This is a genomic window from uncultured Sphingomonas sp., from assembly GCF_934560975.1.
Lineage (GTDB): Bacteria > Pseudomonadota > Alphaproteobacteria > Sphingomonadales > Sphingomonadaceae > Sphingomonas_I.
Genome location: NZ_CAKTFO010000006.1, coordinates 12,441 through 28,322, shown reverse-complemented (window position 1 = coordinate 28,322; position 15,882 = coordinate 12,441). Strand labels below are relative to the sequence as shown.

The following is a 15,882-nucleotide window of genomic DNA, read 5'->3' as shown; positions in this document are numbered from 1 at the left end:
GTGAAGGACGGTTATGGGCTCGCATTGCGCGCCCGTCACGATATGGTGGCATGACAATGCCGATGACCCTGCGTTTCACCGCCGCTTCCGCCAGCCTGCTCGCGCTGGCCGCCTGCTCCGCCACGCCGACGCGCAACCTTGTCGCCTCGGGCTCGCCGGAGGCCTGCGCCACCCCGGAGGTGCAGGATTTGCTCCGTCGCGCGCTGCATCCCGACACGCGCGCGGTGAAGGCGCGGATGACTGCCGCCTCGCCGATCCGCCCCGACGCGATCGACGGCATTGCCGATGGGCTGGGCTATACTCTGACGGAAATCGGCGCGACCGGCGGCGACAAGGCGGCGCGTAAGGTGGCGTGCAAGGCGCTGCTGGCGGTGTCCTCACCCCATGGTGGAGGCAGCCCAACGCCCACGCCGATCGGCTATGTCGCCGCGGCAAACGCGACCGACACGGTTGCCGTTACACCCGATCGGGCGGCGAAAGCAGCGGTACAGTCCATGTTCGTGGAGGCCGTGCGCGGGATCGATGCCTCGCTCGTGCCCGAGCGGCAACGCAGCGAAACCTTTCTGGACGGGGCCCCGTCCCAGCGGCAGGAACAGCTCCTGCCCGGCAGCGCCACCGGCAATCCGTTCGGCGCAAGCCTTTAAGAGAGGCGCAACGCCGATGCCGCAACGGCATGGCATGGCATGGCGGGGTGAGCTTATCAAGTAAGCCGGTCACCGTCAGAACCGGAACCCCGCTTAGCGGCTGGTTGCCGGTTCGGTCACCTAACGGTTAGTTTTGCCCGTGCTCCTGCGAACGCAGGAGCCCAGCTGGCGCCGGACCCGCTTTGAGGGTCTGGGCTCCCGCATTCGCAGGAGCACGACCAGAGAAATGCAGTCCGCTTAGCTGGCCGAGGCCGGCGCGACATTGTTGTCCTGCATGAGCTGGCCCAGTTCGCCGCTCTCATACATTTCCATCATGATGTCCGATCCGCCCACGAACTCGCCCTTCACATAGAGCTGGGGGATGGTGGGCCAGTCGGAATAATCCTTGATGCCCTGGCGCACGCCCTGATCCTGCAGCACGTCGACGCTCTCATACGTGACGCCGAGATGATCGAGGATCGCGATGGCACGGCTGGAAAAGCCGCATTGCGGGAAGAGCGGCGTGCCCTTCATGAACAGGACCACGTCGTTGGACTTGACGGTCTGGTCGATACGGGTGCGGGCGTCGTCGGTCATGGTGCGATACTCAGGCAGGGGTTGCGGTGGTAAGCTGAAGCGCGTGGAGCACGCCACCCATCCGGCCGCCCAGCGCCTCGTAAACGCGCTGGTGCTGGCGGACGCGGGGCAGCCCACGGAAGCTTTCGGACACGACACGTGCCGCATAATGGTCGCCGTCACCAGCTAGGTCGGTGATCTCGATCCGGGCGCCGGGGATCGCCGCCAGGATCATGGATTGGATTTCGTCGGCCGCCATCGGCATGGTCGTCAGCCCTCCACGCCGATCAGCTGGCGGCGCGCCTCCACCGTGGCATCACGCAAGGCCGCGCGGACCTTGCCCTCGTCGATTTCGACCTGCGCGGACACCAGATCGCCCAGCAGCTTGCGGATCACATCCTCGTCGCCCGCTTCCTCGAAGTCGGCCTGCACCACCGCCTTGGCATAAGCGTCGGTCTCTTCGGGCGTCAGGCCCATGAGGCCCGCGGCCCAGGTGCCGACCAGCCGGTTGCGGCGGGCGTTGATACGGAACGCCATCTCCTCGTCGCGCGCGAACTTCGTTTCAAAAGCGCGCTCGCGGTCGTCGAAGGTGGTCATTCACGCAGGCTCCCTGTTTTCCCGCCCGAGATAGGAACAGCGGGCCGCACACGCAACCGCTACCTCCGTCAGAACGGCCAGCTCAGCGTCACCATGGCGCGCGGCGCGCTGATCCCGCCGACATTCGCCTGCTTGGCGTGAGCCTTCATTGTGGTGTTGCCGAACACCTTGGCTTCCGCGCGGAGCGGCTGTTGCGCAAAGCGGTCGTCCGCGTCCGCGCGCAGCCGGTAGCGTTCCTGCGCATCCTCGCGCCCGCATACGAGCACCTCGTCCTTGCGTGCCGCCTCCTCGCAGCCGCGCTGCTCCGTGCCGTTCAGGAAATGGCGGGGTGGCGTGGGACCGGGCGGCGGTTCCGCCGATCCGGCGGCAATGGCTGCGGCAAGCAAGCTCAACCCGATCATCCTGCACCTCCGGCGCTTGGGGCCGCGAAGCTCCCATGCGATTGTGGCGCAAAGGAGGCGTCAGAGCCAGGGGCGGTCCCGCGCCATCGTCGCCTCGTAGCGGCCGATCTCGGCACCGAGCCCCATGGTCAGCCCGATTTCGTCCTGCCCCTTCATCAGGCAGTCGCGCCGGAACGGGTCCATCGGAAAGACGAAGCGGTCCTGAAAAGGGGTGGTGACCGTCTGCGTTTCCAAGTCGACGGTGACGGGCTCGGTCCGCGCCACCTCCAGCAGGCGATCGATCGCCTCCTGCGGCAGGACCACGGTGGCGATGCCGTTCTTGAAGGCGTTGCCGGAGAAGATGTCGGAGAATGACGGCGCGATCACCGCCGTCACACCCATGTCCTTCAACGCCCAGGCGGCATGTTCGCGGCTGGACCCGCAGCCGAAATTGTCGCCCGCGATCAGGATCGGCGCGCCGGCATAATCGGGATCGTCGAACACGTTGCCCGGTTCGGCCCGCACCGTCTCGAACGCGCCTCGGCCGAGACCCGCACGCGTGATCGTCTTCAGCCAGTGGGCCGGGATGATCACGTCCGTATCCACATTCTTGCGGCCGAAGGGATAGGCCTTGCCCTCGATCATGGTCAAAGGCGTCATGCGGCCGCTCCTGTTTCGCTGAAGATTGTCGGCTCGCGATAATAACGGCGTGAGCCTTTGGCATAGGTGCGCCGATCGCCATAGCGAACCTCGATACCGCTCAGGCTTGACGGCTCGAACAAGCGCATGTTGATCCCGACCTGCTCGACCGAAAGGTCCCGCGACGACCAGTGGGTGGTCGATCCGCACGCGCCGCAAAAGTGGAACGTCAGCGTGGGGGAGTCCACGTCTGCCCGCATATAGGTCGACGGCGCGCCGTCGATCTCCACGACGGACGGGTCGTAATAGCCCCACATCGTACCGAGCTTGGTGCACACGGTGCAGTTGCAGAGGTTGAGGAAAGCGGGCGGCTCCGGCAAGCGGATCGACAGCTGACCACAATGGCAGGTGCCGTTCATCCCATCAGGTCCCGCACGTCGGTCAACCGGCCGGTCACCGCCGCCGCCGCCGCCATCGCCGGCGATACCAGGTGGGTGCGCGCGCCCGGCCCCTGCCGCCCGACGAAGTTGCGGTTTGAGGTGGAGGCGCAGCGTTCGCCCGCCGGCACCTTGTCCGGGTTCATCGCCAGGCACATGGAGCAGCCCGGCTCGCGCCACTCGAATCCCGCTTCGGTGAAGATGCGGTCCAGCCCCTCGGCCTCGGCCTGTCGCTTGACCAGCCCGGACCCCGGCACGACCAAAGCCTGGCGGATATTGCCGGCGATGTGCCGTCCCTTGGCCACGGCGGCGGCGGCGCGCAGATCCTCGATCCGGCTGTTGGTGCAGCTGCCGATGAAGATATTCTCCACCGCCACGTCCCGCATCGGCGTGCCCGGCTCCAGCCCCATATAGGCCAGCGACTTGCGCGCGGCCTCCTGCTTTGACGGGTCGGCGAAGCTCATCGGATCGGGCACCGCGCCGGTGATCGGCACCACATCCTCGGGGCTGGTGCCCCAGGTCAGGTTCGGCGCGATCTCGCTGGCGTCGAGTGTCACGACCGTGTCGTAGCGCGCGGCCGCATCGGTCGGCAGCGTGCGCCAATAGGCCAGCGCCTTGTCCCATGCCTCGCCTTCGGGCGCGAGCGGGCGCCCCGCCAGATAGGCGAAGGTCTTGTCGTCCGGCGCGATCAGGCCCGAGCGCGCGCCATGCTCGATCGCCATGTTGCTGACCGTCAGCCGCCCCTCGACCGACATGTCGCGGATGACCGAGCCGGTATATTCGACGACATAACCGGTACCGCCCGCCGCGCCCAGTCTGCCGACGATCGCCAGGATCACGTCCTTTGGCGACACGCCGTAGCCGAGCGTGCCGTCGACGCGGATCTCCATCGTCCTGGACTGCTTCAGCAGCAGGGTCTGCGTAGCCAGCACATGCTCGACCTCGCTCGTGCCGATGCCGAACGCCAGCGCCCCCAGCGCCCCGTGCGCCGCCGTGTGGCTGTCGCCGCAGACCAGGGTCGTGCCCGGCAGGGTGAAGCCCTGTTCCGGCCCGACCACATGGACGATGCCCTGCTCCGCCGCGATCTCATCGAACATGCGCACGCCGAACTCGGCGGTGTTGCGGGCCAGCGCCGCAAGCTGGTTGGCGCTTTCCGGGTCCGCGATCGGCAGGCGTTCGCCATGGGCGTCCACGCGCGCGGTGGTCGGCACATTGTGGTCCGGCACGGCCAGCGTCAGGTCCGGCCGGCGCACCCCGCGCCCAGCCACACGAAGCCCCTCGAACGCCTGCGGGCTCGTCACCTCATGCACAAGGTGGCGGTCGATATAGATCAGGCAGGTGCCGTCGTCGCGACGGGACACCACATGGGCGTCCCAGATCTTTTGATACAGGGTGCGGGGTTCGGACATGATCCGCGCCAACTAGGCCTCCGAGCGGCCGGACTCAAGGGACACGACGGCGGACCAACGCTCGATTAGCAATTTTGCTAGGATCCTCCTCTGCGTAGCGCAACATTGTTTCGGATAACGTCGGATTAGGCCGCGTGCGTGGAATCCAGTACGCGCGCGAATGCGGCAACCGCGCCAGCCTCGCCGGCGGGATCGTTCCACACCGCGCCGCACACCGCCAGGAAATCGGCCCCCGCTTCGATCAGGGGCGCGGCGTTGGCCGGGGTGATGCCGCCGATTGCGACGCACGGCACCTCGAACAGGGTGCTCCACCAACCGAGGATGGAGGGATCGGGGCGATGCCGCACCTCCTTGGTGGAGGTGGGATGGAAGCTGCCGAACGCGACATAGTCCGCCCCGGCCTCCCCCGCCTCCATCGCCAAGTGGCGGCTGTCGTGGCAGGTCACGCCGATCTGCGCATCGGCACCGAGCAAGGCGCGCGCGTCGCGCGGATCGCCATCCTCCTGGCCGAGATGGACGCCGTCGGCGCCCAGCCGCTTGGCGAGGCCGGGGCTGTCGTTGACGATAAACGCCACGTCGCGGTCGGCACAGAGGCGGCGCAGCGGCTCGCCCAGGCGCGCAATCTCATGCTCGTTGATGCCCTTCAGCCGCAGCTGGAACGCGGCCACCGGGCCGGCGTCGATCGCGCGCAGCAGCCGGTCCGCAAAGTCGTCCTGCAAGGCGGGCGGGGAGATCAGGTAGAGCTGGCAGGCCCGGCGGGGCTCGCGGTCGAAACGGTCAGCGAAACCGGGATCCAGATCGACCTCGTCGTCCGGAATATCGTCGCCTGGAAAGTCCTGCATACCCGCTCTCGCCATCTAACCCGGTCATCCGGGTGAACCATGCGCGGGGCCTTCCACCCCGCGTGGACGGCGGTCAAGCGTCTCGTGCGGCATGCCGGCGCCTGCAATGCCGGTCCACGCGCGCCTGTGAGAGGCGCGCGCGGGATGGGCGCTGCCTTATTCCTCGCCCTTGTAGATTCGAATGATGCGGCCGAGCAGCTCCAGCGCGTCCTCGCGCGGGCGCTGGAAGCTGTTACGGCCGATGATCGACCCGTTGCCGCCGCCCGCCAGGATGTCGCGCGCATCCTGGTAGATATCCGCCGCGCCCTTGCTGGCGCCGCCGGAAAACACCACGATCCGCCGCCCGGCGAAGCAGGATTGCACGACGTGCCGCACCCGGTCGGCCTGGTTCGACCAGTCGGTGCCCTCATAGGCCTTCCTGGCCTCGTCCTGCTCGATATGCGCGGTGGGCAGCTTCACCTTGATGATGTGCGCGCCGAGCAGGGCCGCCATGTGCGCGGCATAGGCGCCGACGTCGAGCGCCAGTTCGCCCTCCTTGGACAGCTTGCCGCCGCGCGGATAGGACCAGATCACGGTCGTGATGCCGACGGCCTTCGCCTCGGCCGACAATTCGCGGATCTCCTCCATCTGCTCGAAGATGGTGTCGGAGCCGGGATAGATGGTGAAGCCGATCGCCGCACACCCCAGGCGCAGCGCGTCCGCGACGGTGGCGGTGACCGCCTGGTCGTTGGTGGTCGCCCAGCTGTTGGAGCTGTTGAGCTTCAGGATGGTCGGGATCTGGCCGGCAAAGGTGGCCGCCCCCGCTTCCAGCGGACCGAGCGGTGCGGCATAGGCCGACAGGCCGGCATCGATCGCCAGCTGGTAGTGGTAATGCGGGTCGTAGCCGGCTGGGTTGATCGCGAAGCTACGCGCGGGGCCATGTTCAAACCCCTGGTCGACAGGCAGGATCAGCAGCTTGCCGGTGCCGCCCAGCTGCCCCTGCATCAGGATCCGGGCAAGATTGGTCTTCACGCCCGGATTGTCGGATTCGTACTTGTCGAGGATGGCCTTCACGATCGGCGTCATGCGCACGTCACTCCCGGCGATTGGAGGCTCCTGTTAACGAAACGGCCACCCGGGGACAACGCCCCGGACGGCCGTACCGCGTCATTGTGACGTAAAGGTCAGGCGTTCTGCAGCGTCACCGAGCGACGACGGCGCAGCGTCGCGCCCATCGCGCCGAAGCCGACCAGCATCATGCCCCAGGTGGCCGCTTCCGGCACAGCGCCCGAAGGAACGACTTCCTGCCACGTGCCATTCTCGCCGATGTCGCCGAGGAAGGTCCGGACCAGGGAGAAGGAACCGTTGCTGGCCGTAGCGAACGCATTCAGGTTCAGGCCGTCGAGCGAGAAAAGCGTCACGTCGGAAGCGCCGTTGACGAGCGAGCCGCTGAAACCGGTCGCCGCACCGAAGTCGAGCGTCGGGTAGAGCAGCGAGCTGTACGTGAAGCTGACGTAGTTAGCGGTGGTTAGCGCCTCGCCAGCCGTATAATCCTGCAGCGTCAGCGTACCGGTAGCCGGAGATTTCGCCCCCGGGGTGGTGCAATCAAGGCAGGTGCCCGTGAACTTCCAGACCGACGTTGCCGCATTGGCCGGCATCGCCGCCACGCACGCACCGACCAGAGCCACTGCGGCCGTCATCGCCTGCTTCAGACCAAGCTTACGCACCATCGTTACGCCTCCATCCATGCCCCGCTTTTCGCACGGGGTGATCCATGTTTGACGACTGATGTATGATTAACAAGCTGTTGACGATTGCAATAATGTTTACCGCACATGCAAAAGGTGCACGCACCGCCAGGTACGCGCACCTTGCAGGATCATCTCCCTCCGTGCGCCATGTTCAACGCCGCCAGCGGGAGATAGGTCAGCCGACGATTTCTTCCGGCTTGAAGAAGTAGGCGATCTCGATCGCCGCATTCTCTTCGGAGTCCGAACCGTGAACCGAATTGGCTTCGATCGACTCGGCCAGTTCCTTGCGGATGGTGCCCGCGTCGGCATTGGTTGGGTTGGTGGCGCCCATGATGTCGCGATTGCGCTTCACGGCGTCCTCGCCTTCCAGCACCTGGACGACGACCGGGCCGGAAATCATGAAGGTGACCAGGTCGTTGAAGAAGGGCCGCTCCTTGTGGACGGCGTAGAAGCCCTCGGCCTGTTCCTTGGTCATGTGGATGCGCTTGGACGCGACGACGCGCAGGCCGGCTTCCTCCAGCATCCTGGTGACCGCGCCGGTCAGGTTGCGGCGGGTCGCGTCGGGCTTGATGATCGAAAAGGTGCGGGTCACGGCCATGGCCGGCGGCTCCATCTATAGCTGTCGGAAAAGTGGCGCGCCTCTAGCCGGGCGCGCCGTGCGTGGCAAGCGGGAGAGCCCCTCGCCGTTTGGCGCTTTGCGCTTGGCGCCCGGCTTCAGGCCTCCAGCCGATCCGTGACGAAGCGGTCAAGCAGGCGCACGCCATAGCCGGTTGCGCCCTTGTCATAGGTGTGGCTCGGCTTGGCCGCCCATACCATGCCGGCAATGTCGAGATGCGCCCAGGCCACGCCTTCCTCCACGAAGCGGGCGATGAACTGCGCCGCGGTGATGGAGCCGGCCTCGCGCGGGCCGATATTCTTCATGTCCGCGATCGGACTGTCGATCAGCTTGTCATAGGCCTCGCTCAACGGGAAGCGCCACAATTTCTCGCCCACCGCCTTGCCGGCGGACAGCAGCCCATCGGCCAGAGCATCGTCGTTGGAGAAGATGCCGCCATGTTCGTGGCCCAGACTGACGATCATCGCGCCGGTCAGGGTGGCCAGATCGACGATGGTCTTGGGCTTGAATCGCGATTGCACCCAGGTAATGACGTCGCACAGCACCAGCCGCCCCTCGGCGTCGGTGTTCAGTACCTCTACCGTCTGGCCCGACATGGTGGTGACCACGTCGCCCGGACGCTGCGCCTTGCCGTCCGGCATGTTCTCGACCAGACCGCATACGCCGACGACATGGACCTTGGCCTTGCGTCCGGCCAGGCCGTGCAGCGCGCCGGCCACCGCCGCCGCGCCGCCCATGTCCCACTTCATATCCTCCATGCCCGGCCCAGGCTTCAGGCTGATGCCGCCGGTGTCGAAGGTCACGCCCTTGCCCACGAACACGGTCGGCTGCTCGACCGCACCGGCGGTGCCGTCATAGCGCAGCGCCAGCACCCGCGCCTCGCGCTCCGACCCTTGCGACACGCCGAGCAGCGCACCCATGCCGAGTTCGCGCATCGCCGCCTCGTCCAACACCTCCAGCGTGACGCCCAGGGCCTCCAGCGCGCGGCACCGCTCCACGAAGGTTTCGGGGTAGATGATGTTGCCCGGCTCCGTCACCAAAGCGCGGGCAAAGGCCACGCCTTCGCTGACGGCGGACAGCGGCGCCCAGGCCTGCTCCGCCGCCTGCACCTGCTCACCCACCACGATCTCGATCGCGGTCAGGGTCGGCTTGGACTTGGCCGGCAGCTTGGTGCGATAGGCATCGAAGCGCCAGCTGCGCAGAGTGGCGGCCTGCGCCAGCGACGCGGCAAAGGCCGCGCGGCGCGGCGCGTCGAACCCGCTTGCGTCCACGACCACGCCGGTTTCGCCAGAGGTCAGGAGCCGCGCCGTCAGCGCCCCGCCCGCGCGCTCCGCATCGCCATCGTTGCCGGCCCCGGTGCCGACCAGGATCAGGCGGCGGATCGTGCCGTCGATATCGGCATGGACCTCCACGATCGATCCGGCGTCGCCCGTAAACCCGGCCGCAGCCGCCCGCGCGACGCCCTCAGCCTGCCGCAGGTAGGAGGGCAGGCGCAGCTCGCCCGCATCGGCTGCGGTGACGGGAACGGCGATCGCGCGCGCACCGGCGGGGCAATCGGCGCGGAAGGAGATGGTGATCAAGGGAGCGCCTTTCTTGATGGGTTTGCACCTATCTAGGTCCCCTCTCCCGGCTGTCAAAGGGCAGGCGGCGATCGTTTTAGCCGATTGCGGCGCAGCCAAGGTGTCGTTACGGCGCGCGCCATGCGGCAAAGAAGCTGGGGACGGAATGGCGCGGCGTGGGCCGCATTGGTCGGTTTCGTCATCGTCGGCTCGCCTGCCCTTGCGCAGGATCTTACCAGCCGCGCCGCGACGCCGCCGGCCGACGCCGCCGAGGTCGCGGGCCTCGCTCCGACGAGCGACCAAGACGTAACATTCTCCTCCGCCACGCTCGACTATGACGACAATGCCGATATCGTGACGGCGACGGGCGATGTGCGGATGCTGCGCAACGGCAACCGCCTGCGTGCCGACAAGGTGACGTGGAACCGCGCCACGGGCGAGGTGCGCGCCACCGGCAATGTCGCGCTCGCCAATCGTGACGGGGACACCGCCTACGCCGACGACATCCTGCTGACCGACGAGATGCACGACGGCGTGGCGGACAACATGGTGCTGGCCGATGGCGGACGGCTGGCGGCGCGGCATGGCGAACGACGCGGCGACCGCACCGTGCTGGATCATGCCGCCTATACGCCCTGTTCGGTCGAGGGGAATGACGGCTGCCCCAAGCGCCCGTCGTGGCAGATCACCGCCTTGCGCGTCGTGATCGACCAGGGGCGGCATCGCATCTTCTACCACAATGCCCGGCTGGCGTTGTTCGGGCAGACGATCCTGGCCTTGCCCAGTTTCTCGCATCCCGACGGATCGGAACCCGGCAGCGGCGGATCGGGCCTGCTGCTGCCGCAGGTGCAGGTCAGCAACGCGACCGGCCTGGAATATGCCCAGCCTTATTACCGCACCTTCGGGCCCAACCGCGACCTGACGATCACGCCGCATCTCTACACCAAGGTGCTGCCGGCGCTGGAAGGCACCTATCGGGCCTTGGACGCGAACGGCGCCTACCGGGTCAGCGCGATGGGCACCTACGGCTCCCGCCTGCCCGCCAGCGTCGTGCGCCTCCCCGACGCCGACAAGGACCGGGGCATACGCGGCTATATCGACGCGAACGGCACGTGGCAGTTCGGGCCTTACTGGACGGTGTCCGGCGCTGCGCGCGTGGCCAGCGACCGCACGTTCATGAAGCGGTACGACATCTCCAACGACGACCGCCTGCGCTCCACGGTGAAGGCGGAGCGGATCGATCCCGATTCCTACCTGTCGGTAGCCGGCTGGTTCGTGCAGGACCTGCGCCCCGGCTTCAATCAGGGGCAGCAGCCGATCGCGCTTCCCGCCGTGGACTATCGCAAGCGTTTTGCCGATCCGTGGCTGGGCGGCACGTTTCAGGCGCAGGCGAACAGCCTGTCGCTGATCCGCACGGACGGGCAGGATACGCAACGCGTGTTCGGCGGCCTGCGCTGGGACCTGCGCAAACTGACCGACCTGGGTCAGGAGGTCACCTTCACCGCCTATGGCCGGACCGACCTGTACCACACCAACGACGTGCTCGCGACCGCCACGCCGCTCTATCGCGGCGCCGAGGGGTGGCATGTGCGGCAGGTGGCGGCGCTGGCGGCAGACATGCGCTGGCCGTTCGTGGGCGAAGTGTTCGGCGGCAATCAGACGGTCACCCCGCGCGTGCAGGTGGTGGCGAGCCCGCACACCAAGAACCTGGTCATTCCCGACGAAGATGCCCGTGCGGTCGATCTGGAAGACAGCAACCTGTTCGCGCTCAACCGTTTCTCCGGCTATGATCGGTGGGAGGATTCCAGCCGCGTCACCTATGGCGGCGAATATAATTTCGCTCTCCCCCGGTTCGAAGTGCGGGCTGTGATCGGCCAGAGCTATCGCCTGACGTCGGAGCCGACCCTGCTCCCCGCCGGCACCGGCCTGTCCGAACGTTTTTCCGATTATGTCGGCCGGGTCTCGGTCCGGTACGGCGACTGGATCGAGTTCACCCATCGCTTCCGGCTCGACAAGGACAATCTGGCGATCCGCCGGAACGAGATCGACGCGATCGTCGGCAGCCGCACCACCTATCTCCAGATCGGCTACCTCCGCCTCAACCGCGATATCGATCCGTCGATCGAGGATCTGCGTGACCGGACGGAGCTTCGCCTGGGCGGGCGCGTCCGTCTGGCGCGTTACTGGTCGGTGTTCGGCTCCACCGTGGTCGACCTGACCAGCAGCGCGGACGATCCTGGCTCGCTCAGCGACGGGTACGAACCGGTGCGCCAGCGCCTGGGCGTGCAATATGAAGATGAATGCGTGTCGCTCGGCCTGACCTGGAGGCGCGATTATGACCCGACCGGCGATGCGCGGCGCGGCAGCACCTTCAGCTTGCGGCTGGCTTTGAAGAATGTTGGCCGCTAAGCGTGGGTTCAGCCGCATGAGACGATGGCGGACCAGACGAGCGGCAAGCGACGGAGCGGGCGTGAAGGCAAGATATTGGGGTTTGCGTGCAGGCACGGCGCTGCTGACGGCGGCCTTGGCCACCGGGACGGCGACGATCGGACGCGCGCAGGCCGATCAGGCGCCGAATACGGGCAACCTGAACATCCCCAACAATGTCGCCGTGCGGGCCCCGCACGACCCGTCGGTCCGCAAGGCGACCGCGATCGTCAACGGCGCCATCATCACCGATACCGACGTGGACCAGCGGCTGGCCCTCGCCCTCGTGTCCAGCCAGGGCAAGGTGAATGACGAGGAGCGCGCGCAGTTGCGTGTCCAGATCCTGTCCAACCTGATCGACGAAACGCTCCAGATCCAGGAGGCGGCGGCCAACAAGCTGACGCCGGATCGCAAGGAGATCGACGATGCCGTCGCCCGTATCGCCCGCCAGTTCAAGCGGACGCCGACCGACTTCGCCGCATATGTGAGGAGCCAGGGCTCCAATATCGCGTCGCTCCGTCGCCAGATCGAGTCGGAAATTGCCTGGCGCCGCGTCCTCTCGCGCGAGGTGGAGCCCTACGTCAGCGTCAGCGACGAAGAGGTGCGGCAGGTCATTTCCCGGCTGGAAGCGTCCAAGGGATCGGCCGAATATCACGTCAGCGAAATCTTCTTGTCGGCCACGCCCGCCACGCAGGACCAGGTCGGCGCCAATGCGCAGCGCATCGTGGAACAGGTGCGGCAGGGCGCGTCCTTCCCCGCTTATGCGCGCCAATATTCCGAGGCGTCGACGGCGGCGGTGGGCGGCGATCTCGGCTGGGTCCGCTCCGAACAATTGCCCGATGCGCTCAGCACCCTGTTGCCGCAGATGCAGCCGGGAACGCTGGCCGGACCCGTGCCGGTCGGCGGCGGCTTTTCGATCCTGGCGCTGATCGACAAGCGCCAGATCCTGGTTACCGACCCGCGCGATACCGCGCTGTCGCTGAAACAGATCAGCATCAACTTTCCCGCCAATGCCAGCGCGCAGGCGGCCAAGCCACGGCTGGACGCCTTTACCGAGGGGCTGAAGCAGTTGAAGGGCTGCGGCGAGGTCGCGGCCTTTGCGCAGAAGATCAACGGCACGGTGGTCGACAATGATGCGATCCGCGTGCGGGACTTCCCGCCCGCGCTGCAGAACATCATGCTGGGCTTGCGGGTGGGTGAAGCCACGCCGCCCTTCGGCAGTTCGGAGGAAGGCGTGCGCGCACTGGTGGTGTGCGGACGCGACGAGCCGGAGAGTCCGTCGCTGCCGTCGTTCGAGCAAATCCAATCGCAAATGTCCGACGATCGCGTAAACTTGCGCGCCCGCCGCTATCTGCGCGATCTGCGGCGCGATGCCATCATCGAATATCGCTGACGTGCCGCCGCTGGCGGTCGCGCTGGGCGATCCCGCCGGCATCGGTCCGGAAATCACGGCCAAGGCGTGGGCGCGCCGGCGCGAGGACGCTTTGCCGCTTTTTTTCGCGATCGGCGACCCGCGCTCGATCGCAGCCGTGTGGGACGGCCCTATCGCCCGCATTTCCGGGCCGGCCGATGCCGCGGCCATATTCCCGGACGCGCTGCCGATCATCCAGGTGGAAGATGCGGGCGAGATCGTGCCGGGCCTGCCCAATCCGCCCGGCGCGCGCTGCGCACTCGACTCGCTGGAACTGGGCGTCGGACTGGCGCGGTCGGACGGCGCAAGCGGGCTGGTGACGGCGCCGGTATCCAAGTCGCAATTGTATGGGATTGGCTTCGCCTTTCCCGGCCAGACCGAATTCGTGGCCGAACGCTGCGGCATCGGGCGGGGCAATGCCGTGATGATGATGGCCGGTCCGACACTCCGCACGGTGCCGATCACGATTCACATTCCCCTGAAGGATGTGCCAGAGGCGCTGACGCCCGAGCTGGTGATGGCGCGCGCACGGGTGACGGAGCGCGGGCTGATCCGCGATTTCGGGATCGAACGCCCGCGCCTGGCCATTGCCGGCCTCAACCCCCACGCGGGCGAGAGCGGCGCGCTGGGCCGGGAGGAGATCGACATTCTGGCCCCCGCGCTGGAACAGTTGCGTGGCGAGGGCATGGACATTGTGGGCCCGCTGGCGGCGGACACCATGTTCCACGCGCGCGCGCGGGCGGATTATGACGCCGCGCTCTGCTTGTATCACGACCAGGCGCTGGTGCCGATCAAGACGCTGCACTTCGACGAGGGCGTGAACGTCACGCTCGGCCTGCCGATCGTCCGCACCGCGCCGGACCATGGCACCGCCTTCGCCATTGCCGGCACGAACCAGGCCAATCCCGGTGCCATGATCGCCGCCATCCGCCTGGCCGGGCAGTGCGCGGCCCATCGTGCGCGCGGCGCATGACGTTGGACCTTCCGCCGCTGCGCGAGGTGATCGCGCGGCACGGCCTGTCGGCTGAAAAGTCGCTCGGCCAGAACTTCCTGCTCGACGGCCAGTTGCTCGCCCGCATCGCCCGCGTGCCCGGTCCGCTGGAGGGCGAGCGGGTGTTCGAGGTCGGGCCCGGTCCGGGCGGCCTGACCCGCGCTTTGCTCGATGCCGGGGCGGAGGTCACCGCCGTGGAGCGCGACCGCCGCTGCCTGCCGGCACTGGCGGAACTTGGCGAGGCGGCGCCCGGCCGGCTGCGCGTGATCGAGGGCGACGCGCTGGCGATCGATGCCGCGGCGGAGGTCGGAACGGGCGCGCACATCGTCGCCAACCTACCCTACAATGTCGGCACCGCGTTGCTGGTGCGGTGGCTGGGGGGCGAGACATGGCCGTGCTGGTGGCGCTCGCTCACGCTCATGTTCCAGAAGGAAGTGGCGGAACGGATCGTGGCGCGTCCGGACACCGACGCCTATGGCCGGCTGGCGGTGCTGGCCCAATGGCGGGCGACGGCGCGCATCGCCTTCCCGGTGCATCGCTCCGCCTTCGTGCCCCCGCCCAAGGTCATGTCGGCGGTGGTGCACATCGTGCCCGCCGCCATGCCGGAGGGTGCATCCGCGCGCACGCTGGAGAAACTGACCGCCGCCGCCTTCGGCCAGCGCCGCAAGATGCTGCGCCAGAGCCTGAAGGCTTTGCCCGGCGCGCTCGACATGCTGGAGGGTCTTGGGATCGACCCGACCCGCCGGGCCGAGACGCTGACGGTGGACGATTATGTGGCGATCGCCCGCGCCATGGACGCGCGGTAACGATCGATCGAGTTGGCTCCATGCTCCGGCGCAGGCTGGAGCGTTGGCGGATGCAAGGGTTCCACCTCCAGGGTTCCGGCCTTGCCTGGGACACAATGCTTCAACGTTGCTGGGTTCGGCATAGGACGCTGTCGGACTCATCGCGCAAGTGCTGCCGCGAATGCTGAGCCAGAACCCTCAACGGTATCACCAGACCTCCTCGTGCTCCCGCCTGCGCGGGAGCACGAGGAGGTACTCGATGCTGCACGGCAGGGTGACAACAAGGCGGCGGAGCAGCAGGACCAGATGTCGCCTACGCTGACCGCATCATTGCGGCTTCTGCGTGGCCTCTTCCTGGCCCTTGGGCGGCACGGTGGTGTTCGCCTGCGCCGTCACCACCGGCGGCGGCCCCTTGGCGAGCGCGGCGTTGAGGGCGGCGGAGGCGGGACAGGCGCCCTTGCACAGCTGGTTGATGCGGGTCAGATTGACGCGTGCGCGCTCCACCGCGCCCTTCTGCACCATCGCCTCGCCCTGGCCGGACAGGGCCGTCACGTCGTTGGGATCGAGCACCAGGGCGTCGCGATAATAGCGGATCGCCTTGCCCGGCAGGTTCTGAGCGGTGGCCACGCGCCCCAGGGCGACAAAAACTGCGCGGTTGCGTGGGTCCACCGCCAGCGCGGTTTCCAGCATGTCGTTCGCGCCGGGCAGGTCGCCGGCGGCACGCAATGCCTCCCCCTTGTGGAGCAGCGCCATGCTGCGCGGATCGATCTGGCTGTCGGGTCGCTGGCCGATGCTGGAGGAGGATACGGTGGCGAGCGCCAGCGCCAAGGCGATGGCGTAGGGGGAAAAGCGCATCAACA

18 protein-coding genes are annotated in these 15,882 nt (G+C 67.4%); 5 read left to right on the top strand and 13 right to left on the bottom strand.

The genetic code is table 11. From position 1 onward, the window contains the following. Positions 1-62: 62 nt before the first annotated feature. Positions 63-644, top strand: a complete 582-nt coding sequence (locus Q0D93_RS06475; RefSeq protein WP_294392154.1) for a hypothetical protein — start codon at positions 63-65, stop codon at positions 642-644. Positions 645-881: 237 nt separating this feature from the next. On the opposite strand, the gene grxD is transcribed toward Q0D93_RS06475, so the two are convergent. The 12 genes from grxD to Q0D93_RS06415 form a co-directional block, all read right to left on the bottom strand. Continuing rightward, the gene (gene grxD / locus Q0D93_RS06470; protein ID WP_294392153.1) at positions 882-1,220 is read right to left on the bottom strand and encodes a Grx4 family monothiol glutaredoxin; all 339 of its coding nucleotides are present in this window, start codon (positions 1,218-1,220) and stop codon (positions 882-884) included. 10 nt (positions 1,221-1,230) lie between these two features. Beyond that, a complete protein-coding gene (locus Q0D93_RS06465) occupies positions 1,231-1,464 on the bottom strand; it encodes a BolA family protein (protein ID WP_294392150.1) in 234 nt (77 codons plus the stop codon). A gap of 5 nt (positions 1,465-1,469) precedes the next feature. Beyond that, positions 1,470-1,796 (bottom strand): DUF1476 domain-containing protein, encoded by a 327-nt coding sequence (locus Q0D93_RS06460; protein WP_294392148.1) that lies wholly within the window; start codon positions 1,794-1,796, stop codon positions 1,470-1,472. A 68-nt stretch (positions 1,797-1,864) separates the two neighbouring features. Beyond that, a complete protein-coding gene (locus tag Q0D93_RS06455) occupies positions 1,865-2,188 on the bottom strand; it encodes a hypothetical protein (protein ID WP_294392147.1) in 324 nt (107 codons plus the stop codon). A gap of 69 nt (positions 2,189-2,257) precedes the next feature. Continuing rightward, positions 2,258-2,836, bottom strand: coding sequence for a 3-isopropylmalate dehydratase small subunit (leuD, locus tag Q0D93_RS06450; protein WP_294392146.1), 579 nt, complete (start codon positions 2,834-2,836; stop codon positions 2,258-2,260). Continuing rightward, positions 2,833-3,234, bottom strand: coding sequence for a hypothetical protein (locus Q0D93_RS06445; RefSeq protein WP_294392144.1), 402 nt, complete (start codon positions 3,232-3,234; stop codon positions 2,833-2,835). Before Q0D93_RS06445 ends, leuD begins: the two co-directional genes overlap by 4 nt. After that, complete coding sequence (gene leuC, locus Q0D93_RS06440) at positions 3,231-4,664, bottom strand: 3-isopropylmalate dehydratase large subunit (protein WP_294392299.1); 1,434 nt, start codon at positions 4,662-4,664, stop codon at positions 3,231-3,233. The genes Q0D93_RS06445 and leuC overlap by 4 nt, the downstream gene beginning before the upstream one ends. A 122-nt stretch (positions 4,665-4,786) precedes the next feature. Further along, positions 4,787-5,503 (bottom strand): thiamine phosphate synthase, encoded by a 717-nt coding sequence (gene thiE / locus Q0D93_RS06435; RefSeq protein WP_294392142.1) that lies wholly within the window; start codon positions 5,501-5,503, stop codon positions 4,787-4,789. A 156-nt stretch (positions 5,504-5,659) separates the two neighbouring features. Next, the gene (locus Q0D93_RS06430) at positions 5,660-6,568 is read right to left on the bottom strand and encodes a class I fructose-bisphosphate aldolase (RefSeq protein WP_294392139.1); all 909 of its coding nucleotides are present in this window, start codon (positions 6,566-6,568) and stop codon (positions 5,660-5,662) included. Between the two features lie 98 nt (positions 6,569-6,666). Then, entirely contained in the window at positions 6,667-7,212 is a 546-nt protein-coding gene (locus Q0D93_RS06425; RefSeq protein WP_294392137.1) for a PEPxxWA-CTERM sorting domain-containing protein, read from the bottom strand. Positions 7,213-7,408: 196 nt separating this feature from the next. Beyond that, positions 7,409-7,831, bottom strand: coding sequence for a nucleoside-diphosphate kinase (ndk, locus tag Q0D93_RS06420; RefSeq protein ID WP_294392135.1), 423 nt, complete (start codon positions 7,829-7,831; stop codon positions 7,409-7,411). A 116-nt stretch (positions 7,832-7,947) separates the two neighbouring features. Then, positions 7,948-9,429 (bottom strand): leucyl aminopeptidase, encoded by a 1,482-nt coding sequence (locus tag Q0D93_RS06415; protein ID WP_294392133.1) that lies wholly within the window; start codon positions 9,427-9,429, stop codon positions 7,948-7,950. A 120-nt stretch (positions 9,430-9,549) separates the two neighbouring features. Between Q0D93_RS06415 and lptD the strand changes: the two genes are divergently transcribed. The 4 genes from lptD to rsmA all read left to right on the top strand — a co-directional run bounded on the left by lptD (position 9,550) and on the right by rsmA (position 15,043). After that, complete coding sequence (lptD, locus tag Q0D93_RS06410; RefSeq protein ID WP_294392131.1) at positions 9,550-11,817, top strand: LPS assembly protein LptD; 2,268 nt, start codon at positions 9,550-9,552, stop codon at positions 11,815-11,817. A 61-nt stretch (positions 11,818-11,878) separates the two neighbouring features. Then, entirely contained in the window at positions 11,879-13,228 is a 1,350-nt protein-coding gene (locus Q0D93_RS06405) for a peptidylprolyl isomerase (protein ID WP_294392129.1), read from the top strand. Then, positions 13,206-14,219, top strand: a complete 1,014-nt coding sequence (gene pdxA, locus Q0D93_RS06400; RefSeq protein WP_294392128.1) for a 4-hydroxythreonine-4-phosphate dehydrogenase PdxA — start codon at positions 13,206-13,208, stop codon at positions 14,217-14,219. The genes Q0D93_RS06405 and pdxA overlap by 23 nt, the downstream gene beginning before the upstream one ends. Then, the gene (gene rsmA, locus Q0D93_RS06395) at positions 14,216-15,043 is read left to right on the top strand and encodes a 16S rRNA (adenine(1518)-N(6)/adenine(1519)-N(6))-dimethyltransferase RsmA (protein WP_294392127.1); all 828 of its coding nucleotides are present in this window, start codon (positions 14,216-14,218) and stop codon (positions 15,041-15,043) included. The genes pdxA and rsmA overlap by 4 nt, the downstream gene beginning before the upstream one ends. Positions 15,044-15,349: 306 nt before the next feature. Here rsmA and Q0D93_RS06390 read toward each other — a convergent pair whose 3' ends face one another. Further along, positions 15,350-15,877 carry a tetratricopeptide repeat protein gene (locus Q0D93_RS06390; protein WP_294392126.1) on the bottom strand — a complete coding sequence of 176 codons (528 nt, stop codon included), beginning with the start codon at positions 15,875-15,877 and terminating at the stop codon, positions 15,350-15,352. Between the last annotated feature and the right edge of the window lie 5 nt (positions 15,878-15,882).